At 71.9% G+C, this 23,270-nt stretch carries 24 protein-coding genes and 1 riboswitch; of the genes, 11 read left to right on the forward strand and 13 right to left on the reverse strand.

Annotation, left to right across the window (positions count from 1 at the left end; translation table 11 throughout):
- Window positions 1–91: 91 nt before the first annotated feature.
- From ACH4S8_RS09995 to ACH4S8_RS10010, 4 genes are all read left to right on the forward strand, one after another.
- Window positions 92–1,045 carry a cytochrome c oxidase assembly protein gene (locus ACH4S8_RS09995; protein ID WP_398392209.1) on the forward strand — a complete coding sequence of 318 codons (954 nt, stop codon included), beginning with the start codon at window positions 92–94 and terminating at the stop codon, window positions 1,043–1,045.
- Window positions 1,046–1,272: 227 nt separating this feature from the next.
- Complete coding sequence (locus tag ACH4S8_RS10000) at window positions 1,273–2,841, forward strand: DUF6777 domain-containing protein (protein WP_398392210.1); 1,569 nt, start codon at window positions 1,273–1,275, stop codon at window positions 2,839–2,841.
- Window positions 2,841–5,066, forward strand: a complete 2,226-nt coding sequence (locus ACH4S8_RS10005; protein WP_398392211.1) for a protein kinase — start codon at window positions 2,841–2,843, stop codon at window positions 5,064–5,066. The genes ACH4S8_RS10000 and ACH4S8_RS10005 overlap by 1 nt, the downstream gene beginning before the upstream one ends.
- 94 nt (window positions 5,067–5,160) lie before the next feature.
- Entirely contained in the window at window positions 5,161–5,319 is a 159-nt protein-coding gene (locus tag ACH4S8_RS10010) for a hypothetical protein (RefSeq protein ID WP_261704251.1), read from the forward strand.
- A gap of 27 nt (window positions 5,320–5,346) precedes the next feature.
- On the opposite strand, the gene ACH4S8_RS10015 is transcribed toward ACH4S8_RS10010, so the two are convergent.
- From ACH4S8_RS10015 to ACH4S8_RS10030, 4 genes are read right to left on the reverse strand one after another with little or no spacing between them, the layout of a single operon-like run.
- The gene (locus tag ACH4S8_RS10015) at window positions 5,347–6,552 is read right to left on the reverse strand and encodes a sensor histidine kinase (RefSeq protein ID WP_398392213.1); all 1,206 of its coding nucleotides are present in this window, start codon (window positions 6,550–6,552) and stop codon (window positions 5,347–5,349) included.
- A complete protein-coding gene (locus ACH4S8_RS10020; protein ID WP_398392214.1) occupies window positions 6,549–8,318 on the reverse strand; it encodes a cation acetate symporter in 1,770 nt (589 codons plus the stop codon). The genes ACH4S8_RS10015 and ACH4S8_RS10020 overlap by 4 nt, the downstream gene beginning before the upstream one ends.
- 3 nt (window positions 8,319–8,321) lie before the next feature.
- Window positions 8,322–8,717 (reverse strand): hypothetical protein, encoded by a 396-nt coding sequence (locus tag ACH4S8_RS10025; RefSeq protein ID WP_398392215.1) that lies wholly within the window; start codon window positions 8,715–8,717, stop codon window positions 8,322–8,324.
- A gap of 10 nt (window positions 8,718–8,727) precedes the next feature.
- The gene (locus tag ACH4S8_RS10030; protein WP_398392216.1) at window positions 8,728–9,483 is read right to left on the reverse strand and encodes a LytR/AlgR family response regulator transcription factor; all 756 of its coding nucleotides are present in this window, start codon (window positions 9,481–9,483) and stop codon (window positions 8,728–8,730) included.
- 98 nt (window positions 9,484–9,581) lie between these two features.
- On the opposite strand from ACH4S8_RS10030, the gene ACH4S8_RS10035 reads away from it, so the two are divergent.
- The 4 genes from ACH4S8_RS10035 (at window position 9,582) to ACH4S8_RS10050 (ending at window position 13,096) form a co-directional block, all read left to right on the forward strand.
- The gene (locus ACH4S8_RS10035; protein WP_151470518.1) at window positions 9,582–10,085 is read left to right on the forward strand and encodes an Lrp/AsnC family transcriptional regulator; all 504 of its coding nucleotides are present in this window, start codon (window positions 9,582–9,584) and stop codon (window positions 10,083–10,085) included.
- Between the two features lie 125 nt (window positions 10,086–10,210).
- Window positions 10,211–11,023, forward strand: a complete 813-nt coding sequence (ddaH, locus tag ACH4S8_RS10040) for a dimethylargininase (RefSeq protein ID WP_398392217.1) — start codon at window positions 10,211–10,213, stop codon at window positions 11,021–11,023.
- Entirely contained in the window at window positions 11,020–12,270 is a 1,251-nt protein-coding gene (gene rocD / locus ACH4S8_RS10045) for an ornithine--oxo-acid transaminase (RefSeq protein WP_398392218.1), read from the forward strand. The genes ddaH and rocD overlap by 4 nt, the downstream gene beginning before the upstream one ends.
- A 100-nt stretch (window positions 12,271–12,370) precedes the next feature.
- The gene (locus ACH4S8_RS10050; protein ID WP_398392219.1) at window positions 12,371–13,096 is read left to right on the forward strand and encodes a lysophospholipid acyltransferase family protein; all 726 of its coding nucleotides are present in this window, start codon (window positions 12,371–12,373) and stop codon (window positions 13,094–13,096) included.
- Window positions 13,097–13,177: 81 nt separating this feature from the next.
- Here the strand turns inward: ACH4S8_RS10050 and ACH4S8_RS10055 are convergent, their stop codons facing one another.
- The 8 genes from ACH4S8_RS10055 to ACH4S8_RS10090 all read right to left on the reverse strand — a co-directional run bounded on the left by ACH4S8_RS10055 (window position 13,178) and on the right by ACH4S8_RS10090 (window position 20,294).
- Window positions 13,178–14,782, reverse strand: coding sequence for an alpha/beta hydrolase (locus tag ACH4S8_RS10055; protein ID WP_398392220.1), 1,605 nt, complete (start codon window positions 14,780–14,782; stop codon window positions 13,178–13,180).
- A gap of 168 nt (window positions 14,783–14,950) precedes the next feature.
- Window positions 14,951–15,718, reverse strand: coding sequence for an urease accessory protein UreD (locus tag ACH4S8_RS10060; protein ID WP_398392221.1), 768 nt, complete (start codon window positions 15,716–15,718; stop codon window positions 14,951–14,953).
- Complete coding sequence (gene ureG, locus ACH4S8_RS10065) at window positions 15,706–16,383, reverse strand: urease accessory protein UreG (RefSeq protein WP_398392222.1); 678 nt, start codon at window positions 16,381–16,383, stop codon at window positions 15,706–15,708. The genes ACH4S8_RS10060 and ureG overlap by 13 nt, the downstream gene beginning before the upstream one ends.
- Window positions 16,384–16,642: 259 nt before the next feature.
- Window positions 16,643–17,317 carry an urease accessory protein UreF gene (locus tag ACH4S8_RS10070; RefSeq protein WP_398392223.1) on the reverse strand — a complete coding sequence of 225 codons (675 nt, stop codon included), beginning with the start codon at window positions 17,315–17,317 and terminating at the stop codon, window positions 16,643–16,645.
- On the reverse strand, window positions 17,317–19,038 hold the full coding sequence (locus ACH4S8_RS10075) for an urease subunit alpha (protein ID WP_398392224.1): 1,722 nt from the start codon (window positions 19,036–19,038) through the stop codon (window positions 17,317–17,319). Before ACH4S8_RS10075 ends, ACH4S8_RS10070 begins: the two co-directional genes overlap by 1 nt.
- Window positions 19,031–19,342 (reverse strand): urease subunit beta, encoded by a 312-nt coding sequence (locus ACH4S8_RS10080; protein ID WP_398392225.1) that lies wholly within the window; start codon window positions 19,340–19,342, stop codon window positions 19,031–19,033. Before ACH4S8_RS10080 ends, ACH4S8_RS10075 begins: the two co-directional genes overlap by 8 nt.
- A gap of 17 nt (window positions 19,343–19,359) precedes the next feature.
- On the reverse strand, window positions 19,360–19,662 hold the full coding sequence (locus tag ACH4S8_RS10085) for an urease subunit gamma (RefSeq protein ID WP_103550668.1): 303 nt from the start codon (window positions 19,660–19,662) through the stop codon (window positions 19,360–19,362).
- A 353-nt stretch (window positions 19,663–20,015) separates the two neighbouring features.
- Complete coding sequence (locus ACH4S8_RS10090; RefSeq protein WP_398392226.1) at window positions 20,016–20,294, reverse strand: type II toxin-antitoxin system Phd/YefM family antitoxin; 279 nt, start codon at window positions 20,292–20,294, stop codon at window positions 20,016–20,018.
- Between the two features lie 186 nt (window positions 20,295–20,480).
- Here ACH4S8_RS10090 and ACH4S8_RS10095 point away from each other — a divergent pair, with 186 nt between their 5' ends.
- From ACH4S8_RS10095 to ACH4S8_RS10105, 3 genes are all read left to right on the forward strand, one after another.
- Entirely contained in the window at window positions 20,481–21,116 is a 636-nt protein-coding gene (locus tag ACH4S8_RS10095) for an ATP-dependent Clp protease proteolytic subunit (RefSeq protein WP_398392227.1), read from the forward strand.
- A 7-nt stretch (window positions 21,117–21,123) separates the two neighbouring features.
- Window positions 21,124–21,429 (forward strand): hypothetical protein, encoded by a 306-nt coding sequence (locus ACH4S8_RS10100; protein ID WP_398392228.1) that lies wholly within the window; start codon window positions 21,124–21,126, stop codon window positions 21,427–21,429.
- Between the two features lie 337 nt (window positions 21,430–21,766).
- Window positions 21,767–21,963: riboswitch (cyclic di-AMP (ydaO/yuaA leader) on the forward strand.
- Between the two features lie 3 nt (window positions 21,964–21,966).
- Window positions 21,967–22,440, forward strand: a complete 474-nt coding sequence (locus tag ACH4S8_RS10105) for a C40 family peptidase (protein WP_398392229.1) — start codon at window positions 21,967–21,969, stop codon at window positions 22,438–22,440.
- A 147-nt stretch (window positions 22,441–22,587) separates the two neighbouring features.
- Here ACH4S8_RS10105 and ACH4S8_RS10110 read toward each other — a convergent pair whose 3' ends face one another.
- The gene (locus ACH4S8_RS10110; RefSeq protein WP_398392230.1) at window positions 22,588–23,211 is read right to left on the reverse strand and encodes a LysE family translocator; all 624 of its coding nucleotides are present in this window, start codon (window positions 23,209–23,211) and stop codon (window positions 22,588–22,590) included.
- Window positions 23,212–23,270 lie beyond the last annotated feature (59 nt).

Consider the following 23,270-nt stretch of genomic DNA (forward strand, 5'->3'; position numbering starts at 1 on the left):
CGGTTCTACTCTGGTGCGGACAGACAGCGCACAACCTCCCCCAGTGCCGTAAAAGGTCCGGGGAGGTACCCCCAGAAACAGGAGCCGGCGGATGGATCACAGCGGGCACGGCATGACCATGGATCTGCCGCCGTTCACGCTGGGGCGGGGGCTCGAGTGGTCCGCGGACCCGTTCTTCCTCGTCGCGTGCCTGCTCGGGCTCGGGCTCTACGGCTGGGGAGCCGTGCGGCTGGCCCGGCGCGGCGACGCGTGGTCGTGGGGCCGTACGGCCTCCTTCGTGGTCGGCGTGCTGACGGTGATGCTCGTCATGTGCACCCGGCTGAACGACTACGGCATGGTCATGTTCAGCGTGCACATGGTCCAGCACATGGTGATCAGCATGCTCTCTCCGATCCTGATCCTGCTCGGGGCACCGATCACGCTGGCGCTGCGGGCACTGCCGGTGGCCGCGAAGCGCGGCGCCAAGGGGCCGCGCGAACTGCTGCTGATGTTCCTGCACAGCCGGTACATGCGGGTCGTGACGCACCCGGCGTTCACCATCCCGATGTTCATCGCGAGCCTGTACGGGCTGTATTTCTCCCCGCTCTTCGACTTCCTGATGGGCTCCACCACGGGCCACGTCGTGATGATGTGCCACTTCCTCCTCGTCGGCCTGTTCTTCTTCTGGCCGATCATGGGCGTGGACCCGGGCCCGCACCGCCCCGGTTATCTGATGCGGATGCTGGAACTGTTCGCGGGAATGCCGTTCCACGCGTTCTTCGGCATCTCGCTGATGATGGCCTCGGGCCCGATGGTCGAGTCGTACAAGAACCCGCCCGCCTCCCTCGGCATCGACGCGCTCGCCGACCAGACCGCCGCCGGCGGGATCGCCTGGGCGTTCAGCGAGATCCCCTCCGTCCTCGTCCTGCTCGCGCTGCTCTTCCAGTGGTACAACTCCGAGCAGCGTCAGGCCAAGCGCCTGGACCGCGCCGCGGACCGGGACGGTGACAAGGAACTCGAGGCGTACAACGCCTATCTGGCCTCATTGAACGCACGCGGTCGCTGAATTCACCGTGTCAATTCCCCTTGCCTGAAAGGCATTTCCATTCAGTAGCATGGAGGCGAAGCTCCGCGTCCGCTCTCCGGCTCGCGGAGTCCAGGGGGAAACCGCGAGGGGGAGCGGCCATGACATTTCGCGCATCCATGCGAAGGGCCGGATTATCGGCGGTACGACAAACCGCTTTACTTCTGATTCCCGTACTCCTCATCGGCGGGTGCGGAAAATCCGATCAATTGTTCGCCGTACGGGCCGTGGCCGCGGGGGTTTCACAGGCCGATCCCTTCTTCAAGGAGGACGGCACACTCGGAAAGGACGTCACCGGCGCACGACCGGCCCGGCCGGTCGGCGGGGTGCAGGCCAGCAACAGCCCGGGGCTGTACGGGGGCACGGCCGGAGGTGATGCCCCCGGCCGACCCGGTGGTGGCGACGACGGCGGCGACGGCGCCGGTGGACAGGGCGGAAGCAGCGGCACGGGCGGCCGGGGCGGGAACAGCGGCGGCCAGGGCGGGAGTGACGGCACTCCGGGACCGGTCCGGTCCGGCGGACCCGCCCCCGACTTCGGCGGCTCGGCCCGGCCCGGCACCTGCGCCGTCGCGAGGCTCAAGGAATTCCTCACCGCCCCCGAGAACTCCGCCAGGGCGCGGGAATGGGCGCGCGTCCTGGATATCCGGCCGGACGAGATTCCCGGATATGTCGACCGGCTCACACCGGTTGTCCTGCGTCACGACACCCTCGTGACGAATCACGCCTACAAGCACGGCAGGGCCGTCCCCTTCGACTCCTTGCTCCAGGCCGGAATCGCCGTTCTGGTCGACCGTCGGGGGCTGCCCGCGGTGAAGTGCTCCTGCGGCAATCCACTGCGCCCCTCCAAGGCGGACATCAACAAGGCCTCGGTGGGTTTCAAGGGCGGAAACAGGAAATGGTCCGGCTTCCGGCAGGACCGGATCGTCGTCGTCGAGCCGCCGCCCGGGAAGCGGCCCCTCCACCGGCTCCGCCTGGTGGACGTCGACGATCCCGGCCGCGGGATCTCGCGCCCGCTGGGCACGGAGGGCGAGAAGGACACACCGTTCGACCCTCGGGTCGGGACGACCGTGCCGCCGGTCGCGGGCCTGACGTTCGCCGAGGCGAGCGAGCGGCTGGCGCGGGCCGGGCTCGCCCTCTCCTTCGACGGCGCCTCCCTGCCCCCGGACGACTCCCCGGTCACCTCGTCCCGGCCCGCCGCGGGCAGTGCCCTGGAATGGGGCAGCCAGGTGACGCTGTCCGTGTCCGGCGCGAGTGACGACGCGGACCCGGGTACCCCCACGGACACCGGCGGCCTGACGCCGGTGCCGGACGCGTCCGGCACCGGCCCGGACGGCACGGACACCGGTACGGGGGCCTCGACCGGTGATCCCACCGGGGGCGGGAGCGACACGGACGGGACGACCGGCACGGGTGACTCCGGCTCGGAGACCGCCGGAAGCACGACCGGAACGGACGGAGGCAGGACCGGGAGCACGGACGGGACCACGGACGGGACCACGACCGGTGCCACCGCCGGTGGCACGGCCACGGACGGGACCACGACGGGCGCCACGGACGGCACCACCACGAGCGGTACCGACACGGGCGGCACCACCTCGGGTGCCGCCACCTCGAGTCGGACCGCCACGGACGGAACCGGTACCGGCGCCACGGCCGGCGAGACCGTCCCGGGCTCCGGCGGCACCGCCACCGGTCCGACCGGTCCGACCGGCACGGCCGGCGCCACGGGCGCCGGCGAGTCGCCGGGGCCGTCCGCCTCCGCGGGGGGTGTGGCCTGATGACGCCGGGGTCGCCCCGGTCGGGCGTGGGACGGATCATCGCCGGCCGGTACCTGCTCGTGGACCGGGTCGGGTCGGGCGGGATGGGGCACGTGTGGCTCGCGCACGACCAGCGACTCGACTGCGAGGTCGCGCTCAAGGAGATCAGGTTCCCCGACGTCCCCGGGAGCGGCGCGGACCACGAGTCGCGGACCGCGCGGGCCCGCGCCGAGGCCCGGCACGCGGCGGTGCTGCGGAGCCATCCGCACGTCGTGACGGTCCACGACGTCCTGGAGCACGAGGGCCTGCCGTGGATCGTGATGGAGTACGTGGCCGGTGCGGTGGACCTGCGCGACCGGGTCGCCCGGAGCGGCCCCCTCGCCCCCGACGCCTGCGCCCGCATCGGCATCGCGGTGCTCGACGCCCTGACCGCCGGACACGAGCACGGCATCATGCACCGGGACGTGAAGCCCGCCAACATCCTGCTCGCCCCGGACCGCACCGGGAACCCGGAAGCCCGCATCCTGCTCACCGACTACGGGATCTCGGTCCAGCCCGGTTCCCCGGAGACCCGCTGGACCCAGACGTCCGTGCTGGTGGGCACGGCCGGCTATCTGGCCCCGGAGCGGGCGACGGGGGGTCCGCCGACGGCGGCGGCCGACCTGTTCTCGCTGGGCTGCACTCTGTACTTCGGGGTGGAGGGACACGGGCCGTTCGACCGGGACACCGATCTCGCCGCCCTCACCGCCGTGGTCCTGGAGGAGGCCCCGCCGCCGCTTCGGGCGGGCGCCCTGCGGCCGGTCGTCGAGGCGCTGCTGGCCAAGGATCCCGCCCTCCGGCTGTCCGCCGAGGAGACCGCGTCGGCGCTGGCCGGGATCCTCACGCCGCAGCCCCATCCCCCGACGCGCCTCGACCCGGGCTCGCGGTCGCCGTGGTCGGGCCTCGTCACCTTCGACGGACCTCCGGGGATGTCCGACCCGGTGTCCGGCCCGGCGGAGGACAGGGGCCGGGCCCTGCCGAGTGCGTATCCGTCGGCGGAAGGCGCGGACGCGTACGGTCCGGCCGGGGAGCAGGGACCGGCCGGACCGGCAGGCCACTCCCCCGCCGCGGGCCCGTACCCGCGGGCGGACGGGCGGTACGGGTACGCGCCCACGGCCGAGGGGCACGCGTACCCGGCACCGGCCGGCGGCCACGGGTACCCCGCGCAGGCCGAGGAGCACGGATATCCGCCGACGGCCGAGGGGTACGGCCCGTACGCGCCCTCGGGGCAGGGCGGGGACGCCGGCACACCCCCGCCGTGGGAGGGGTTCCCCCCTCCGGCGCCCGACGCGCAGCACGCCCCGCGGACGACGTTCGGGCAGGGCTACGGGCCGCCCTGGTACGGAGCTCCGCCCGCCCCGGTCCCCGGCCCTCCGGGGCGGCGCCGGCGGAAGCCGCCGTACGCCCTGCGGGCCGTGGCCGCGCTCCTGCTCGCGTTCGCGCTGGCGGCCGGTGCGGTCTGGTTCGCACAGGCGCACCGGGCGGCCCGGCTGCCGTACGGCGACACGGTCGGACTCGTCGAACCGCTGCACCGGGGCGACTGCGTCCTCGGTGAGCCGCCCCTGTGGAAGACCACCGGCGTGCCACGGCTGACGCTGGACCCGACCTGTCGCGGCAAGAGCCCCGATGCCCAGGTGATGGCGGTGTACAAGGCGCCCTCGTTCGCGGCGGCCCGCCGTGACGGCGCGCGCCGGTGCGAGGAACGGACCAGGGACACCGCCCGCAAGCTCGCGTGGAACGTCAAGAGCATGGCCGTCGTGCCCACCCGGGAGGGCTTCGGCACCACCGGCGGTACCGTCGCCTGTCTGCTCGCGGGTGTGCACGGCCCGGTGTTCGGTCCGCTCGGGGACCGGCGCTGGTACGGAATGACCTTCACGGACGCGACCCAGATGCAGCGGGGCGACTGCCTGGGCAACGTGGGCGGCGAGGCCCGTGTCGGTACGCACTTCGAACTGGTCCCCTGCGGCGAGGAGAACGTGCGGAAGGTCGTCGACATCACCCACCTCGACACCTACAGGCCCGGGACGGACCCCCTGGAGCAGGCGAACGACCAGTGCGCGCTCGACGCCCCACCGCGGCGCTACGGCTACGACCCCTCGTCGCACTGGAGTCATGGGGTGCGCAGTGTGGGGGTGTGGGCCCGGCCGTACTACCTGGTGGTCTGCTTCGTCGACGAGGGGCAGCGCCCGTCGCGGGGGACCCGGTAGTGCGCACGGCCCTGGCGATGCGCCTCCCTCCGGGTGAAAATGGCCCCAGAGGCCACGGCCCGCGTCGCGGACCCGCCTGGAGGAGGGTGCTGCGATGCCCGGTTCGACGAAGACGATGGGGGTGCTCACCGTGGGCGGGCTCGTCGTGGTGACGGCCTACACGGTGGCACTGGGCAGCAACGGCTGGCTGTGGTTCGGCTGGGTCGTGCTCGGCCTGATCACGGTCGGGATGGTGGCCTCCCGCAGCACCTGACGCCGGCCTCTGCGGCGGCCGGGGACTTCACTGCCGGGGGCGCCGGGCCGCGGAGTGCACGCCTGGCTGGTATTTGGGGAGCCGTGCGGTGATCCTCATGCCCGCTCCCACCGCGGTCTCGATGACCAGGCCGTGATCGTCGCCGTACACCTGGCGCAGCCGTTCGTCGACGTTGGAGAGCCCGATCCCCCCGGAGGGGCCGACCTCTCCGGACAGGATGCGGCGCAGCCGTTCCGGGTCCATGCCGATGCCGTTGTCCTCGATGACCACGAGCGCCTCGGCACCGGCGTCCTGGGCCGTGATGCTGATGTGGCTCTTGTCGGTCTTGCCCTCGAGTCCGTGTTTGACGGCGTTCTCCACGAGGGGCTGGAGGCAGAGGAAGGGCAGCGCGACCGGCAGCACCTCGGGGGCGATCTGCAGGGTGACGGACAGCCGCTCGCCGAACCGGGCCCGAACCAGCGCCAAGTAGTGGTCGATGGCGTGCAGTTCGTCGGCGAGGGTGGTGAAGTCGCCGTGCCTTCGGAACGAGTAGCGGGTGAAGTCGGCGAACTCCAGCAGCAGTTCGCGGGCCCGCTCGGGATCGGTGCGGACGAACGAGGCGATCACGGCGAGCGAGTTGAAGATGAAGTGCGGGGATATCTGGGCTCGAAGTGCCTTGATCTCGGCCTCGATCAGCCGGGTCCGGGACTGGTCGAGGTCGGCCAGTTCCAACTGGACGGAGACCCAGCGCGCGACCTCGCCCGCGGCCCGCACGAGGACCGCGGACTCGCGGGGTGCGCAGGCGACGAGCGCTCCGTGCACCCGTTCGTCGACGGTGAGCGGTGCGACGACGGCCCAGCGCAGCGGACAGTCGGGCTCGTCGCAGGTGAGCCGGAAGGCCTCGCCGCGGCCGGTCTCCAGCGGGCCGCCGAGACGTTCCATGACCTCGGCGCGGTGGTGGGCGCCGACGCCGTCCCAGGCGAGGACCGTCTCCTGGTCGGTGAGGCACAGGGCGTCCGTGCCGAGCAGGGTGCGCAGCCGCCGCGCGGACCGGCCGGCCGTCTCCCCGGTGAGTCCGGCGCGGAGCGGGGGCGCGGCGAGCGAGGCGGTGTGCAGGGTCTGGAAGGTGGCGTGCTCGACCGGGGTGCCGAGTCCTCCCAGGTTCTCGGGCCGCGCGGTGCGCCTGCCGAGCCAGAACCCGGCCGCCAGCAACGGGAGTACGGCCACGCACAGCCCGGCGATGAACCCGCTCACCCGTTCACCGTCCCGGACGCCGCATCCGTACCCGTGGTTCCGCCCGCCGCGGCGCGGACCTGACCGTCCGTGAGTTCCTCCGGGAGGTGGAAGCGGGCGAGGATCGCCGCCGTCCCGGCCGGCACCCGGGCAGGGGTGGCCAGCGACACCAGCACCATGGTCACGAAGCCTAGCGGCACCGACCAGAGCGCCGGCCAGGCGAGCAGCGCGCGCAAGGGGCCCGCCGTTCCCGGATAGCCGGCCATGGTCGCGCCGACGGCGACGAGTGCCGCGCCCCCGCCGCCGAGCATCCCGGCCGCCGCCCCGGGCGGGGTGAGCCGGCGCCACCAGATGCCGAGGACCAGCAGCGGACAGAAGGAGGAGGCGGACACGGCGAACGCGAGACCCACGGCGTCGGCGACGGGCAGCCCGCCGACCAGCACGCTCGCGGCGAGCGGTACGGCCATGGCCAGGACGGTGCCGAGCCGGAAGTGCCGTACGCCGCGGGAGGGAAGCACGTCCTGGGTGAGCACGCCCGCGACCGCCATGGTCAGTCCGGAGGCCGTCGAGAGGAACGCGGCGAAGGCGCCGCCGGCGACGAGTGCCCCGAGCAGGTCCCCGCCCACTCCGCCGATCATCCGGTCGGGCAGCAGGAGGACGGCGGCGTCCGCGTCGCCGGTGAGGCTGAGTTCGGGGGCGTACAGCCGGCCCAGGGCGCCGTAGAGGGGCGGCAGGAGGTAGAAGGCGCCGATCAGGCCGAGGACGGCGACGGTGGTGCGGCGGGCGGCGACACCGTGCGGGCTGGTGTAGAAGCGGACGACGACGTGAGGGAGGCCCATCGTGCCGAGGAAGGTGGCGAGGATCAGTCCGTAGGTGGCGTAGAGCGGGCGTTCCTCGTGGCCGGTGGCCGCCGAGGCCGACAGGGCGTCGGCGCCGTCCCGTCCGGCCGCCGGGACCGGGGCTCCCCGGTCGAAGGTCAGCCGGGTGCCGCCGCCGATGCGGTGGGTGCCCCGTGGCAGCCGGACGCGCGCGTCCTCGTACCGCCGGCCGTCGACCGTGCCGGTCGCGGTGACGGTGAGCGGCCGGGACAGCACCAGGTCGAGCGTGGAGTCGACCTGGACCAGGCGCTGTTCGCGGAAGGCCGGCGGTTCGTCGAAGGCGTCGCGGGGGGCACCGTGGGACTGCCAGGCGAGGACCAGGAAGAGCGCGGGGACGAGCAGGGCGGTGAGCTTGAGCCAGTACTGGAAGGCCTGGACGAAGGTGATGCTGCGCATGCCGCCCGCGGCGACCGTGGCCACCACCACGACGGCGACCAGGACCCCGCCGAACCAGTCGGGCGCGTCGGTCAGGACCGCCAGGGTCAGCCCCGCGCCCTGCAGTTGGGGCAGCAGGTAGAGCCATCCCACGCCGACGACGAAGGCTCCGGCGAGCCGTCTGACGGCCTGGGAGCCGAGCCGGGCCTCGGCGAAGTCGGGCAGGGTGTAGGCACCGGAGCGGCGCAGGGGTGCCGCGACGAAGAGGAGCAGCACGAGATAGCCGGCGGTGTAGCCGACCGGGTACCAGAGCATGTCGGGCCCCTGGACGAGCACCAGGCCGGCGATGCCGAGGAAGGAGGCGGCGGAGAGGTATTCGCCGCTGATCGCGGCCGCGTTGAGCCGGGGGCCGACGGTGCGTGAGGCGACGTAGAAGTCGGAGGTGGTGCGGGAGATGCGCAGCCCGAAGGCGCCGACCAGGACGGTCGCGACGACGACGAGGGCGACGGCGGGAACGGAGTAGTTCTCGTCCACGGTTCAGCGGTCCTCGACCAGGCGCACGAGGTCCTGCTCGTTGCGTTCGGCCCGGCGCACGTACCAGCGGGCGAGCAGCACCAACGGCGGGTAGAGACTGAAGCCGAGGATTGCCCATTCCAGGCCGGCGCCGTCCGGCATCGCGGCGAAGGCCAGCGGCAGCGGTCCGACGAGCAGGACCAGAACGGCCAACGTGACGCACGCGGACCGGAGTTGACTGCGCATCAGGGAGCGTACATAGGTGTGGCCGAGTGTGGTCTGTTCGTCGATCTCGGTCCTCGGCCGGTAGTAGCCGGAGGCATGGGGGTACCGCCCGCGCGAGCGGAGCCGGGCGTGCGGGAGGGTGTGCCTGGGCACTCCGGTGACGACCACGCGGCGTTCGGTGGGGTCCTGCGGCACGCGGTGCTCCTCAGCTCGTGGTCCGGCGCAGCAGCAGATCGCGCAGCTGGCGGGCGTGCCGTCGGCTGACCTGGAGTTCGACGGAGTCGACGAGGACGCTCACCGTGCCCGCGTCCAGGCGGAGTTCGCCGATGTGGCGCAGCGCGACCAGGTGGCGCCGGTGGATGCGGACGAAGCCGCGGGAGCGCCAGCGTTCCTCGAGGGTGGACAGCGGGATGCGCACCAGGTGGCTGCCCTGCGCGGTGTGCAGCCGGGCGTAGTCGCCGTGGGCCTCGACGTGGGTGATGTCCTCGACGGCCACGAAGCGTGTCACGCCGCCGAGTTCGACGGATATGTGGTCGGGGTCGGGCTCGTGGACGGGGATCAGGGGTGCGGTGTCCCGCAGTTGGGCGACCCGGCGGACCGCCTCGGCGAGCCGTTCGCGGCGTACGGGCTTCAGGACGTAGTCGACGGCCTTGAGGTCGAACGCCTGTACGGCGAATCCCTCGTGGGCGGTGACGAACACGACGAGCGGGGGCTGGGCGAACCCGCCGAGCAGCCGGGCCAGGTCGAGCCCGTCCAGGCCGGGCATGTGGATGTCGAGGAAGACGACGTCGATCGCCTCGGGTCCGCCGGGGCCCGACTCCAGGGCCCGGTTGATCCTGCGCAGCGCCTCGGTCGCGTCGCTCGCACCCTCGGCGCCGGCGATCCGGAGGTCGGCGTTCAGCAGATACAGCAGCTCTTCGAGGGAGGGTTGTTCGTCGTCGACGGCGAGCGCGCGCAGCATGAGAGTGGAGTGTAGGAGCGTTTCGCGCGACTGGACACGTGGCGGACACGGTCGTCATGCCCGGCGGGGCGACGGCCACCGCTGGATACAGTGCGGCAATGAACAGCAAGCCCGCGATGTTCGACGAGCTGGACCGCAAGATCATCACCGCTCTGATGGCCAATGCCCGGACGAGCTTCGCGGAGATCGGCGCGGCGATCGGGCTGTCCGCGACGGCGGTCAAGCGCCGTGTCGACCGGCTGCGCGAGACGGGCGTGATCACCGGGTTCACGGCCACGGTGAAGCCCGCGGCGCTCGGCTGGCGCACGGAGGCGTACGTGGAGGTGTACTGCGAGGGGGCGGCGCCGCCCCGGCGGCTCGCGGAGGTGGTGCGCAACCATCCGGAGATCACCGCGGCGATGACGGTGACCGGCGGCGCGGACGCGCTGCTGCACGTACGGGCCGTCGACGTGGAGCACTTCGAGGAGGTCCTGGAGCGCATCCGGGTGGAACCGTTCATCCGGAAGACGATCAGCTACATGGTGCTGTCCCATCTGCTGCCCGAGGCCCCGGAGGCCGGGGCGACCCACGCCGCCCCGGACGACGCAGGAAACGTGCGCTGACCCCGCCGATCACGCAGCAGTACTGCGTATACGCGCAGCTCTCCGCGCTTGTCGAGCCTGTCTCCCGCTTCTTACCGTGGAGACATCCCACCAGATGACACCGCAGGAAGCGGAGGAACCTCTCTGTGTCCGAAAGCCGTGTGCCGCGCCCCCGGCGCTTTCTCGTCTGCGAACCCAGACACTTCGCCGTGCAGTACGCGATCAACCCGTGGATGCGTCCCGACACCCCGGTGGACGTCGATCTCGCGGGCGCTCAATGGCAGGCGCTGATCAGCGCCTATCGCGCCCACGGCCACACCGTCGAGTCCGTCGAGCCGGTCGCCGGCCTGCCCGACATGGTCTTCGCCGCGAACTGCGCGCTCGTCCTGGAGGGCCGTGTCTTCGGCTCCTCCTTCCACGCACCCGAGCGCCGCCCCGAGTCCACCGCGTACGAGACCTGGTTCAAGACGGCAGGTTTCGACGTCTACCGTCCGGAGTCGGTGTGCGAGGGCGAGGGCGATCTCGTCCCGACGCGCCGCTACATCCTCGCCGGTACGGGTTTTCGCACCACGCCCGAGGCGCATCGCGAGGTCCAGGAGTTCTTCGGTGTCCCGGTGATCGGCCTGCGCCTGGTGGACCCGCACTTCTACCACCTGGACACCGCGCTGTTCGTCCTCGACGAGGACAACATCGCGTACTACCCGGAGGCGTTCTCGCCCGGCAGCCGCGAGGTGCTGGGCCGGCTGTTCCCGGACGCGGTGCTCGCCACCCGTGAGGACGCCCTCGCCTTCGGCCTCAACTCCGTCTCGGACGGCCGCCACGTCTTCATCGCGCCGCGTGCCGAGGCCCTCGCCGACCAGCTCGTGACCCATGGCTACGTCCCCGTCCCCGTCGACCTGTCGGAGCTCCACAAGGCCGGCGGCGGCATCAAGTGCTGCACACAGGAGATCCGTTCATGACCGCTCCCGCCCGCGCCACCGCGTCCGCCGGTGCCGACGCACGCAGCTCCGAGGAACTGATCCGGGCCGAGGGACCCGTTCTGGCGCACAACTACCACCCGCTGCCCGTGGTCGTCGCGCGCGCCGAGGGCACCTGGGTCGAGGACGTCGAGGGGCACCGCTACCTCGACATGCTGGCGGGCTACTCGGCCCTCAACTTCGGCCACCGCAACCCGGTGCTGATCGAGGCGGCGCACCGCCAGCTGGACCGGCTCACCCTGACCTCACGGGCCTTCCACAACGACCAGCTGGCCGGATTCGCCGAGTCCCTGGCCGCCCTGACGGGCCTGGACATGGTCCTGCCGATGAACACGGGCGCCGAGGCGGTGGAGAGCGCCATCAAGGTGGCCCGCAAATGGGCGTACGAGGTGAAGGGCGTCGAGCCCGGCCGGGCCACCGTCGTGGTGGCGGCCGACAACTTCCACGGCCGTACGACCACGATCGTCAGCTTCTCCACCGACGAGACGGCCCGCGCGGGCTTCGGCCCCTTCACCCCCGGCTTCCGGGTCGTCCCGTACAACGACCTGGCCGCGCTCGAGGCGGCGATCGACGAGACGACGGCCGCGGTGCTGATCGAGCCCATCCAGGGCGAGGCCGGCGTGATCATCCCGGACGACGGCTATCTCGCCGGCGTCCGCGAGCTCACCCGCCGCACCGGCTGCCTGTTCGTCGCGGACGAGATCCAGTCGGGCCTCGGCCGCACCGGCACCACCCTGGCGGTGGAGCACGAGGCGGTCGTCCCCGACCTGCTGCTGCTCGGCAAGGCGCTCGGCGGCGGCATCGTGCCGGTCTCCGCGGTCGTCGGGCGCCGGGACGTGCTGAGCGTGCTGCGTCCGGGTGAGCACGGCTCCACGTTCGGCGGCAATCCGCTGGCCGCGGCCGTCGGCTCGGCGGTCGTGGGCCTGCTGGAGACCGGCGAGTACCAGCGCCGGGCGGCCGAGCTCGGCGTGGTGCTGCGGGACGGGCTGACGGCTCTGGTGGGCCGGGGCGTCCAGGGCTTCCGGTCCCGGGGCCTGTGGGCGGGCGTCGACATCGACCCGTCCATCGGCACCGGCCGGGAGATCAGCCAGGGCCTGATGGACGAGGGGATTCTGGTCAAGGACACCCACGGCTCGACCATCCGCCTCGCGCCGCCGCTCACCATCACGGCCGAGGAACTCCTGTCGGCTCTCGGGTCTCTGGAGAAAGTTCTGACGCAAGGGGTCTGATACCGGCCAAGAGGCCACAGAGAGTGACACCGCAGCGGTTACGCCCGGCGACGGCCGCGCCTACACTGATCGCTCCCCAGGGGAAAAGAGGAGCGCCCCAGTGTTCTATCACGTGCTCAAATATGTGCTTCTGGGTCCACTGTTGAGGCTGGTCTTCCGGCCTCGGATCGAGGGCCTTGAGCACATACCGTCGTCGGGTCCCGCCATCGTGGCGGGCAACCACCTGTCCTTCGCGGACCACTTCCTGATGCCGGCCATGCTGAAGCGCCGGATCACCTTCCTCGCGAAGGCCGAGTACTTCACCGGCCCCGGCATCAAGGGGCGGCTGACGGCCGCCTTCTTCCGCAGCATCGGGCAGATCCCGGTGGACCGCTCCGGCAAGGAGGCGGGACAGGCCGCGATCCGCGAGGGGCTCGGCGTGCTGCGCAAGGACGAGCTCCTCGGCATCTATCCCGAGGGCACCCGTTCGCACGACGGGCGGCTGTACAAGGGCAAGGTCGGCGTCGCGGTGATGGCGCTGCGGGCCCAGGCCCCGGTGATTCCCTGCGCGATGATCGGCACCTTCGAGGCCCAGCCCCCGGGCCGGAAGCTCCCGCGGATCCACCCCGTGGTGATCCGCTTCGGCAAGCCCCTCGACTTCTCGCGCTATGCCGGGATGGAGGGTGAGAAGGCGATCCTGCGCGCCATCACGGACGAGATCATGTACGCGATCCTGTCGCTGTCCGAGCAGGAGTACGTCGACCGGTACGCGGCCGTCGTCAAGGCCGAGGAGGCCGCGCAGAAGGCCGAGTCGGGGCGCAAGTTCCCGCGCATGCCGATGAGTTGAGGTCGGACGTCACAGACGCCCGCGCCGTGCACGGCGAAGGGGGCGGCCGGTTTCCCGGCCGCCCCCTTCGTGCGGTCGGGACTACGGCTGCGGAGTGGCGTGCGGGGTGCACGTCACGTCGGCGGCGTCCGTCTTGCCGGTGAGCAGGTAGGAGTCCACCCGCCCGTTGATGCACGGGTTGACCAGGCCGGTCACACCGTGCGAGCCCGCGCCCTGCTCGGTGATCAGGCGGGAGCCCTTGAAGCGCTTGTGCAGTTCGACGGCGCCCGGGTACGGGGTGGCGGCGTCATTGGTGGACTGCACGATGAGGACGGCGGGCAGGCCCTTGCCGGTCTTCACCTCCACCGGGGACTGCTGCTTGACCGGCCAGGTCGCGCACGGCAGGTTCATCCATGCATTGGCCCAGGTCATGAACGGGTACTGAGCGTTGAGCCGCGTGTTGTCCCGGTCCCACTTCTTCCAGCTGGTGGGCCACTGCGCGTCGGTGCACTCGACGGCCGTGTACACGGCGTTGCCGTTCTCCGAGGAGATGTTGCCCGCCGTGTCCGACAGGTCGGGGGACGCGGCGTCGACGAGCGCCTGGGTGTCACCGGCGACGTACTTGCTGAACACCGAGGCGGTCGGCACCCACGAGGAGTCGTAGTACGGGGCGCTCTGGAAGAAGGAGATCAGCTCGGCGGGGCCGACGACGCCGCCCAGCGGGGCCTTCTTCGCGGTGGCGCGCAGCTTCAGCCACTGGTCCTGCACCTTGGCGCGGGTGTCGCCGAGGTGGAAGGTCGCGTCGTTCTTGGCGACCCAGTCCTCCCAGTCCTTCCAGCGACCCTCGAAGGCGATGTCCTGCTCCAGGTTGGCCTGGTACCAGATGTTCTCGCGCGCCGGGTTGACGACACTGTCGACGATCATGCGGCGCACGTGCCCCGGGAAGAGCGTGCCGTAGACGGCTCCGAGGTAGGTGCCGTAGGAGACGCCCAGGTAGTTGAGCTTCTTCTCCCCGAGCGCGGCCCGGATGACGTCGAGGTCGCGTGCCGTGTTGGGCGTGGTCATCTGCGCCAGCACGGCCTTGCCGGTGCGCTCGGCGCAGCCGTCGGCGTACTCCGCGGCCAGCTTGCGCTGGGCGCGCTTGTCGGCCTCGGAGTCCGGGACCGGGTCCGCCTTGGGCGCCTTGACGAACTCCTGCGGGTCGATGCAGGAGATGGGCGCCGAGTGACCGACACCGCGCGGGTCGAAGCCCACGAAGTCGTACGCCTTGGCGGTGTTCACCCACAGGGGGCTCTTGGTGGTGACACGGCGCGGGAAGCGCATGCCGGAACCGCCGGGGCCGCCCGGGTTGTAGACGAGCGCGCCCTGGCGCTCCTCCTTGGTACCGGTGTTCCCGATGCGGTCCACGGCCAGCTTCAGCTGCTTGCCGTAGGGGTGCGCGTAGTCCAGCGGCACGCTCACCCAGCCGCACTGGATCGGCTTCTCGAAGCCCCAGTCGGCCGGGCAGTCCTGCCAGTCGATCCCGGCCTTGGCGGCACGCTCGGCGGCGACGGCCGCTCCACGCTGCTCACGGCTCTGCCCGTGGCCGTGCCGCGAGTCGGCGGTGGCCGACGGTGCCGCGACGGCTCCGGCTATCAGGGTCGCCGTGACGAGCACTCCGGCCGAGCCGAACGCCGCCACCCGTTTCGTCGGTCTCTTGGACCTCAAGTGTGACCTCCCCGTACATCATTGCGATTGGTACGGGGATCCTTTCGGCTGTGAGGCCCCTGAGAACAGACGTGACCGGTGTTCTTTACCAATCCGATAGCCGGTATGCCATGTTCCGGTGAGCGGTGAATCTGACGTGAACTCACCTTTCTGAAAACATAATTGACGTCACGTGAGTTCGCGCAGTGCTTCGTCCAGCACTCGTCGCAGCACCAGCGCGTCGGGGGCGAGCGCCGTCACGAGCACGGCGGGCCCGGCGAGCGGGGTGAGCGAGGCGTGCTCGCCGAGCGGACGCGCCGCCGGCAGTTCTCTCTCGAACTCCGGTCGTACGACGATCAGTTGCCCAAGTGCCCGATACCCCGCGAGAACAGCCGGCCCGTCCCAGCCTCCGGGCGCCCCGGGACCGCAGGCCAACTCCTGCTCGAGCAGGGCCCGTCCGTCACGCCGTACGGTGAGACGACTGGTGAGCCGCCCGGGTTCCTCTCCCACGCGCCCGAGCACCTGTTCCTCCCGGAGGACGAGCCGGGCGTCTCCGCGCAGGTCGACCCGCGCGGAGACGGACAGTTCACTGCCGCCGGCGGAGATCAACTGCTCGGGCAGCCAGCACAGTTCTCCTCCGTCGGCGACGTCGAGGCGGACGTCGTAGCGGGCCTCTCCCTTGGCCTGTCCGGGCAGCGCGATGGTGGCGGCCACCGAGCCGACCCGCAGCCGCGCGCCCGGGCCGACCCGGGCCTCGACGACGAGGTGGTCGCCGCCGAGCGGTCCGCTCATCGCGCCGACGAGCATCACGCGCGCCTCGGACCCGCTGCCCCGGGTCCGGCGCAGGGCGAGCGGGCCCTGGCCCTCCAGCACCGGCAGCGAAGTCCCGCCCCGGCCGTCGTCCCGGGCCTCGATCCGCGCGGTGGCGCGGACTCCCGCCGTCGTCACGCCGTCCACGCCGCGAGTCGCTCCCGCACCCAGCCGGCGACCGCCGTGACGCCGGCCTCGGTGCGCAACGACTGGAACACCACCGGGAGTCCGGCCCGCTGCGCCTTGGCGTCGGTCGCCATCCGGCCCAGGTCCGAGCCCACATACGGTGCCAGGTCGGTCTTGTTCACGACGAGCAGGTCGGCCGTCGTGACACCGGGCCCGCCCTTGCGCGGGATGTCGTCCCCGCCCGCCACGTCGATCACGAAGATCTGCGCGTCGACCAGCCCCTTGGAGAACGTCGCGGTGAGATTGTCGCCACCGGACTCCACGAGGATCAGGTCCAGTGGCCCGATCTCGTCCTCCAGGTCCTCGACCGCTTCGAGGTTGGCGGAGATGTCGTCCCGGATCGCGGTGTGCGGGCAGGCGCCCGTCTCGACGGCGGTGATCCGCTCGGGCGGCAGGACCGCCTCCCGCAACAGGAATTCGGCGTCCTCGCGGGTGTAGATGTCGTTGGTGACGACGGCCAGGGACAGTTCGTCGCGCAGCGCACGGCAGAGCGCGGCGACGGTGGCGGTCTTCCCGGAGCCGACGGGGCCACCGAGCCCTATGCGCAGGGCGCGGCGCCGTCCGTCGGGCCGACGGGCGTCGGCACTGACCGCGGACGGCCCGTCGTGGGTGTGATCGAGGTGCACGATACGACTCCAACTTCGTTCGGAGCGGGGGGATCTGGTTCGGGTGGCGGGTTGCCGACGGCTGGTCCGGTCACCCCGGTCGTCCGGTCACCTCGGTCACCCCGGTCACCCGGGGGGGACCAGGGCGACCAAGGTGACCGGGTGACCCGGTCCGGCTCTCCGGCTCTCTGGCTGGGGACGGCAAGGTCTGCGGACTGGGTGTCCGCGGCGGCACCGAGCGGACCCGTCCGCGTTCCGGCGGTCAGAGAGTGTGCGGCCGTCAGGACGCGAAGAGCCGCACCGGCCAGGCCGCGTGCGCCTCCGCGCCGATCTCCAGCAAGGGTGCCGACGCCGCGGGCAGTGCCTCGACCCCCTCGTCGAGGGCCCGTCGCGCCGCATCCGCCGCCGCGCGGGCGACGACGTCCAGCTCCGGCGCGAGCCGGGCCAGCGCGGCCGTCGCCTCGAACGGGTCGAGGCTCAGCAGCCGCACCGTCGCCGACGCGGGCCCGCTCACGCACTCGTACACGGAGCAGTACGCGGCGTCCTCGGGCCCGAGCCCGGCGGCCCGCGCGGTCACGCCCAGCACGACCGGCTGATGCGCCCCCTTGGGGAACTCCCGTGCCAGTGCGTCGAGTTCGACGGAGGGCCAGGTCGCCCTGGCCGCCCGCACGAGCTGCCGGCCCAGGCGGCGCGCGGCGACCCGCAGGGCGAGCGAGGGCGTGCGGGCGTCGGCGGCCGCGTCCAGGGCGACCGGATCGACCCCGAGCGCGGCCGCCGCGGCCAGCGCGGCCGAGACGAGTCCGCTCGTGTGCAGCCGACCCCGGCAGAAGTCCTCCAGACTCGCCGCCCCGGTGATCCGCCCGGCCCTGACGGCGGCCTCGGCCCCGCCGGAGTGCGCGTGCCCTCCGGCGGGAAAGCGGCCGTCGGCCAGGACGAGAAGTGCGGCCCGGGACATCAGAAGAGGAAGTAACGCTGGGCCATGGGCAGTTCGGCGGCCGGAGTCGCCTCGACGAGCTCCCCGTCGATGTGCACGGCGAAGCTGTCGGGGTCGATCCGCACGTCGGGCCGGGCGTAGTTCTCCCGCATGTCGGCCTTGGTCACCGCCCGCGTCGACTCGATGGCGACGAACCGTTTGCCCAGCGAGAGCCGCTCCGGCAGTCCGTCCTCGATGGCCAGCGGGGCCACGAAGTTGAACGAGTTCGCGGCCGGGGCCCGCCCGATCGCCCCGAACATCGGCCGGGGCAGGACCGGTTGCGGGGTCGGGATGGACGCGTTGGCGTCGCCCATCTGCGCGTACGCGATCTGGCCTCCCTTGACGACCAGATGCGGCTTGACCCCGAAGAACGCGGGCTCCCACAGGACCAGGTCGGCGAGCTTGCCGGTCTCCACCGAACCGATCTCGCGGGCGAGTCCCTGCGCGAGCGCCGGGTTGATCGTGTATTTGGCGACATAGCGACGGACCCGGTGGTTGTCCGCGCGGCCGTCACCCGGCAGGGCGCCCCGGCGCCGCTTCATGACATGGGCCGTCTGCCAGGTCCGCATGACGACCTCGCCGACGCGGCCCATGGCCTGGGAGTCGGAGGAGATGATCGAGATGGCGCCGAGGTCGTGGAGTATGTCCTCGGCCCCGATGGTGGAGGGCCGGATGCGGGACTCGGCGAAGGCCAGGTCCTCGGGCACCGCCGGGTTCAGGTGGTGACAGACCATCAGCATGTCGAGGTGTTCCTCGGCGGTGTTGACGGTGTAGGGCCGGGTCGGGTTGGTCGAGCTGGGCAGGACGTACGGCTCGGACACCACGGTCATGATGTCCGGCGCGTGCCCGCCGCCCGCGCCCTCCGTGTGGTACGCGTGGATCCCGCGTCCCGCGATGGCGGCGAGGGTGTCGGCGACGAACCCGGCCTCGTTCAGGGTGTCGGTGTGGATGGCGACCTGGATGCCGGTGCGGTCCGCGACGGTGAGCGCGGCGTCGATCGCGGCGGGTGTCGAGCCCCAGTCCTCGTGGATCTTCAGGCCGAGGGCGCCGCCCCGGATCTGCGAGAGCATCGCCTCGTGCGAGACGGTGTTGCCCTTTCCGAGCAGACCGAAGTTGACCGGGTACCCCTCCATCGCCTCCAGCATCCGGGCCAGGTGCCAGGGGCCGGGGGTGACGGTGGTCGCCTTGGACCCCTCGGCGGGGCCCGTGCCGCCGCCGACGAGCGTGGTGATGCCGGACGCGAGGGCCTCGTCCGCGATCTGCGGACAGATCAGATGGACGTGGGCGTCGATGGCGCCCGCGGTCATGATCCGTCCGTTGCCCGCGATGATCTCGGTCTCGGGGCCGATCACCAGGTCGGGATGGACGCCGTCCATGGTGTCGGGGTTGCCGGCCTTGCCGATGCCGGAGATCCGGCCGTCGCGGATGCCGACGTCGGCCTTGACGATCCCCCAGTGGTCGACGATGACGACGCCGGTGACGACCGTGTCCGGGGTGCCGTCCGCGCGCGTGGCGCGTGCCTGGCCCATGGATTCCCGGATGACCTTGCCCCCGCCGAACACCGCCTCGTCACCGGCGAGTCCGGGCCCGCCGCAGCGGTCCTCCTCGATCTCGATCAGCAGGTCCGTGTCGGCGAGGCGGATGCGGTCGCCGGTGGTCGGACCGAACAGGTCGGCGTACGCGGCACGCGAGATCTCAGGCATCGAGGGGACCCCCGGTCTCACCGCGCAGTCCGGGCACCACACGGGCGCCGGCGAGCGGGACGAGTTCGACGTCGACGGGGATCCCGGGCTCGAAACGCACGGCCGTTCCGGCGGCGACGTTGAGCCGCTTGCCGCGCGCGGCGGCGCGGTCGAAGTCCAGACCGGGATTGGCCTCGGCGAAGTGGTAGTGGGAGCCGACCTGGACGGGACGGTCGGCGGCGTTGAGAACGGTCAGACGGGTGGCCTCGCGGCCCTCGTTGAACACGACGGGTTCGTCGGCGAAGAGGAACTCTCCGGGAATCACTGCTTTTTCCCCCTCCGTCAGACGATCGGGTCGTGGACGGTGACCAGCTTGGTGCCGTCCGGGAAGGTCGCCTCGACCTGGACGTCGTGGATCATCTCGGGGATGCCCGTCATGACGTCGTCCCGGGTGAGGATCTTGCGCCCGGAGGACATCAGTTCGGCGACGGTGCGGCCGTCGCGGGCGCCCTCGAGGATGTGCGACGTGATCAGGGCGACGGCCTCGGGGTGGTTCAGCCTCAGTCCGCGGGCCCGGCGCTTCTCGGCGACATCGGCCGCCACATGGATCAGCAGCCTCTCCTGCTCGTGCGGGGTCAGTTGCACGACGTCCCACCTCACATCCTCGCTCCGGACCGTGCGGGGCCCGGTGGCCGCGGCCACCGAAACCCCTGGTGGCGTGGATGGGCACGCTAGTTGGCCGGAGTTTCGAGGACGTTAACCGGCCCGTGATCCCTTCCGGGCCGGGCCGGAGGAGCCCTTCGGGTCCGCGAGAGGGCCCCGCTTGCCCGGATCCGTCCGGCCGGGCCGCGGCGGCACCCCGGAACGCGGCGAGGCTGCCGGTGACCGGACGTATACGGCCGTCCGCGCGACGCGCCGGAGTCGCCCCGGAGCAAGTGCGAGAGCCGCCTCGGAGGAAACGGGGCCCTGGAGGAAACGGGGCCCGGCGCAGACGGGCCCTAGGAGGCGCTGGGCCCCCGGTGCTCCGCCGCGATGCCGAACCGCTGGTGCTCACGGGGCGCGGACGCCACGTCACGGACGCTGGACAGAGAGCTGAGCACCTGGTCGTCGGCGCGCTCCGGGAGTTCTTCGAGGCGCTCCAGGTCGGCGGCCGAGACCAGGGCGACGAGCGGCTTCCCGTGCCGCGTCACGACGACGCGCTCACCGCCGTACACGACGCGGTTGATCAGTTCGGCGAGCTCAGCCCTGGCTTGCGTCACCGGAATCTCGTAGGCCATGACGTCCAGCTTAGACCGGGCCCCGCCCGCCGGGCGGGGCGCGAGATCGCCCCGGCCGACGGTGCGCGGCACACCTCGACACCTTCTCCGCCCGGCCGCCACCGTTTTCGCTCTCGGCAGGGCCCCCTCCCCTGACGACGTACGTCCTGTACATTTTTTACAGACATCGATGTGAGGAGGCGCGCCATGGACAGCCCGTCCGCCCGCTACGTCCTGCCCGAGTTCACCGAGCGCACGAGCACGGGAGTGCGGACCCTGGATCCGTACTCGAAGCTGCTCGGCGAGCGGATCGTGTTCCTCGGGACACCGATCGACGACACCGCGGCGAACGACGTCACGGCGCAGTTCATGTACCTCGAACACCAGGCGCCCGAGCAGGACATCTCGCTGTACATCAACTCCCCGGGCGGCTCCTTCGGCGCGATGACCGCGATCTACGACACCATGCGGTTCGTGACCTGCGACGTCGAGACGATCTGCCTCGGCCGGGCGGAGTCGACCGCGGCGCTGCTGCTGGCCGCCGGGACTCCGGGCAAGCGGCTCGCGCTGCCGGGAGCCCGTGTGCTCCTCCGCCAGCCGTCGCTCCCGGAGCCGGTCGAGGGGCAGACCGGCGATCTGGTCATCCAGGCCGAGGAGTTGGCCCGCACCCGCGAGATCCTGGAGGAGATGCTCGGGCGCCACACGGGACAGGGCCCGGAGCGGGTCGCCGCGGACATCGAGCGCGACAAGATCCTCGACGCGCCGACGGCGCTGGCCTACGGGCTGATCGACCGGATCGTCCCGAGCCGCAGGCCCGCGGGCCGGACGCCCGGCGCGAGGTGAGCGGCCGATGATCCCGGACCTTCCCCCGCTGCCCGCACTGACCCGCGCCGAGGCCGAGCTGATCGACCGCTATCTCGACGTGGTCGACCTGGTCGGCCGCATCAATCCGTCCCGCCCCGGAGACACCTATCGCGGCCTGAGGGCGGCTCAGGCGCTGGTCGGCAAGGCGGAGGCCCTGCGGGACGCTCTCGCGCTCATGCACCAGCGGGGTGAGAGCGAGGTGCACGCCCCGACACTGGCCCAGGCTCTGCGGGTGCTCGGCGGTGAGCGCCGGGCGGCCCGGGTCACCGTGCCGCCCGAACCGGGAAGTTGACGGACCCACACCGGCGGGCCGGTACGCGCGGCGGGGCGGTGACGTCCAGCCCGCGACTCAAACGGACCGGATGGTGTACCCCCCGATGGCGTATTTACGGGTCCTTTCTGCGACCCCTCCGAGTTGCGCAACACGCGGAGGGCAAAGGCCGGATGAGGACCTTCGCCGCAGGTGCGGACCTCATCGGTGTCCCCAACACGTGCCCGAACAGAGGGGTGTTCACTCGAACGGGTGATTGGTGAGTAAGCCCACAAAACGCCGGTTCCGCTCGGTTTTTTCGACTCTCATGAGTGAAGATCCCTTCCGACGACAAGCCCCCGCCACAGCGGCGGGGCGGTCCGGGCGGACGCCGAGTCCTGCCGCCGCCCGGATGCCCGGTCGACAGGAGTGGATCGGCAGGAGTGGAGGACCCAGCTAGACGGGCCGCCGGAACAGTTCCGGGCGGTCCTTGGGGTGAAGCCGCAACCGCGGCCGGGCAACTTCGCCAGCCCGAATCCGACAGGTCATCCTTCACAGGCGGCTGACGAAGGGTTGCGCATGACTGCGCTCAATCGTGTCCCGTCGCTGTGGACCAGGGCCGGTACGGCCTCGGCCCTCACCCTTGCCGCGGTGGGCGGCAGCCTGGTGGTTCCCGGCGCCGCACCCGACGCCGAGGCGGCCACTCTCGCGACGCGGGCACTCCAGGTCGCGGCGTCGAAGCACGGCTCCCCCTACCAGTGGGGCGCCACCGGACCGCACCGCTTCGACTGTTCAGGGCTCACGCTCTACTCGTACAAGAAGGCGGGCAAGACGCTGCCCCGTACCGCCGCGGCGCAGTACAACAAGACGCACCATGTCTCGGCCTCGCACCGCAAGGCCGGTGACCTGGTGTTCTTCCACTCGGGCCGGAACGTGTACCACGTCGGCATCTACGCCGGTAAGGGAAAGATCTGGCACTCCCCGAAGACCGGGGAAGTGGTGAAGCTCGAGAGGATCTGGACGAGGAGCGTCTGGTACGGCAGGGTCGGCTGACCCGCGCCCGGGGCGGCGGACCTCGCCGCCCCCGGTGCGGGCCCTTCCCGGGCCGCTGCGGCGCCCTCCCGGCACCCGGGGGACTCCTTCGGACGGCCTCTCGGCTCCCGAGGGGCTCCGGGCTCCCGAAGCGCTCCGCACGCCCCCTCAGCTCGTGAGGGGTTCCAGCACCAGGACGAGGCCCAAAGCGGTGAGGGCGCCGCCGGTGAGTCCCGCGACGGCACGTGCGGCACGCGGCCCGCGCAGCCACCGCCCGAGCCGGTCCACCAGGAGCGCGACCGCCGGGAACCACACCAGGGCCAGGACGACCACGATCAGCGCGAGCAGCAGGGTCCGCGGCATCGCGGCACTGCCCGCGGGCACGAACTGCGGCAGCAGGCTCAGGAACGTGATGGGCGCCTTCGGGTTGAGCGCGTTGGTGACGAAGCCCTGACGCAGCGGACGTGCGCTCCGGGCCGTGCCGGTCCCGTCGGCCGCCACCTCGCTCGGACGGCCCGGCGATCCGAGCGTGCGCAGGCCCAGGTACAGCACATAGGCCCCGCCGAGCAGTTGGAGCGTCCGGAAGAGCGCCGGCACGGCGGTCAGGACGGCGGCGACCCCGGCGACGGCGAGCGCGGTGTGGAGCAGCAGTCCGCCCGCGATGCCGAGGGCACACGCGACTCCGGCCCGGCGGGAGACGAGGGCGTTGCGTACGACGACGGTGAAGTCCGCGCCCGGCATGGCGACCATGCCCGCGGCGACGCCCGTGAAGGCGATCAGCTGTGCGTCCATGCCCCCAGACTGCCGGGCACGGGCCTTCAGCAGGTATGTCGAATATCCTGGCCCGGTCT

This window comes from Streptomyces sp. NPDC021080 (assembly GCF_044333225.1).
GTDB lineage: Bacteria > Actinomycetota > Actinomycetes > Streptomycetales > Streptomycetaceae > Streptomyces.

What these genes read in the sequence shown, in the direction of transcription:
- ACH4S8_RS09995 (WP_398392209.1), top strand. Translation starts at nt 92, where the DNA reads ATGGATCACAGCGGGCACGGCATGACCATGGATCTGCCGCCGTTCACG.
- ACH4S8_RS10005 (WP_398392211.1), top strand. Translation starts at nt 2,841, where the DNA reads ATGACGCCGGGGTCGCCCCGGTCGGGCGTGGGACGGATCATCGCCGGC.
- ACH4S8_RS10010 (WP_261704251.1), top strand. Translation starts at nt 5,161, where the DNA reads ATGCCCGGTTCGACGAAGACGATGGGGGTGCTCACCGTGGGCGGGCTC.
- ACH4S8_RS10030 (WP_398392216.1), bottom strand. Translation starts at nt 9,483, where the DNA reads ATGCTGCGCGCGCTCGCCGTCGACGACGAACAACCCTCCCTCGAAGAG.
- ACH4S8_RS10035 (WP_151470518.1), top strand. Translation starts at nt 9,582, where the DNA reads ATGAACAGCAAGCCCGCGATGTTCGACGAGCTGGACCGCAAGATCATC.
- rocD (WP_398392218.1), top strand. Translation starts at nt 11,020, where the DNA reads ATGACCGCTCCCGCCCGCGCCACCGCGTCCGCCGGTGCCGACGCACGC.
- ACH4S8_RS10070 (WP_398392223.1), bottom strand. Translation starts at nt 17,317, where the DNA reads ATGTCCCGGGCCGCACTTCTCGTCCTGGCCGACGGCCGCTTTCCCGCC.
- ACH4S8_RS10075 (WP_398392224.1), bottom strand. Translation starts at nt 19,038, where the DNA reads ATGCCTGAGATCTCGCGTGCCGCGTACGCCGACCTGTTCGGTCCGACC.
- ACH4S8_RS10090 (WP_398392226.1), bottom strand. Translation starts at nt 20,294, where the DNA reads ATGGCCTACGAGATTCCGGTGACGCAAGCCAGGGCTGAGCTCGCCGAA.
- ACH4S8_RS10095 (WP_398392227.1), top strand. Translation starts at nt 20,481, where the DNA reads ATGGACAGCCCGTCCGCCCGCTACGTCCTGCCCGAGTTCACCGAGCGC.
- ACH4S8_RS10100 (WP_398392228.1), top strand. Translation starts at nt 21,124, where the DNA reads ATGATCCCGGACCTTCCCCCGCTGCCCGCACTGACCCGCGCCGAGGCC.
- ACH4S8_RS10105 (WP_398392229.1), top strand. Translation starts at nt 21,967, where the DNA reads ATGACTGCGCTCAATCGTGTCCCGTCGCTGTGGACCAGGGCCGGTACG.
- ACH4S8_RS10110 (WP_398392230.1), bottom strand. Translation starts at nt 23,211, where the DNA reads ATGGACGCACAGCTGATCGCCTTCACGGGCGTCGCCGCGGGCATGGTC.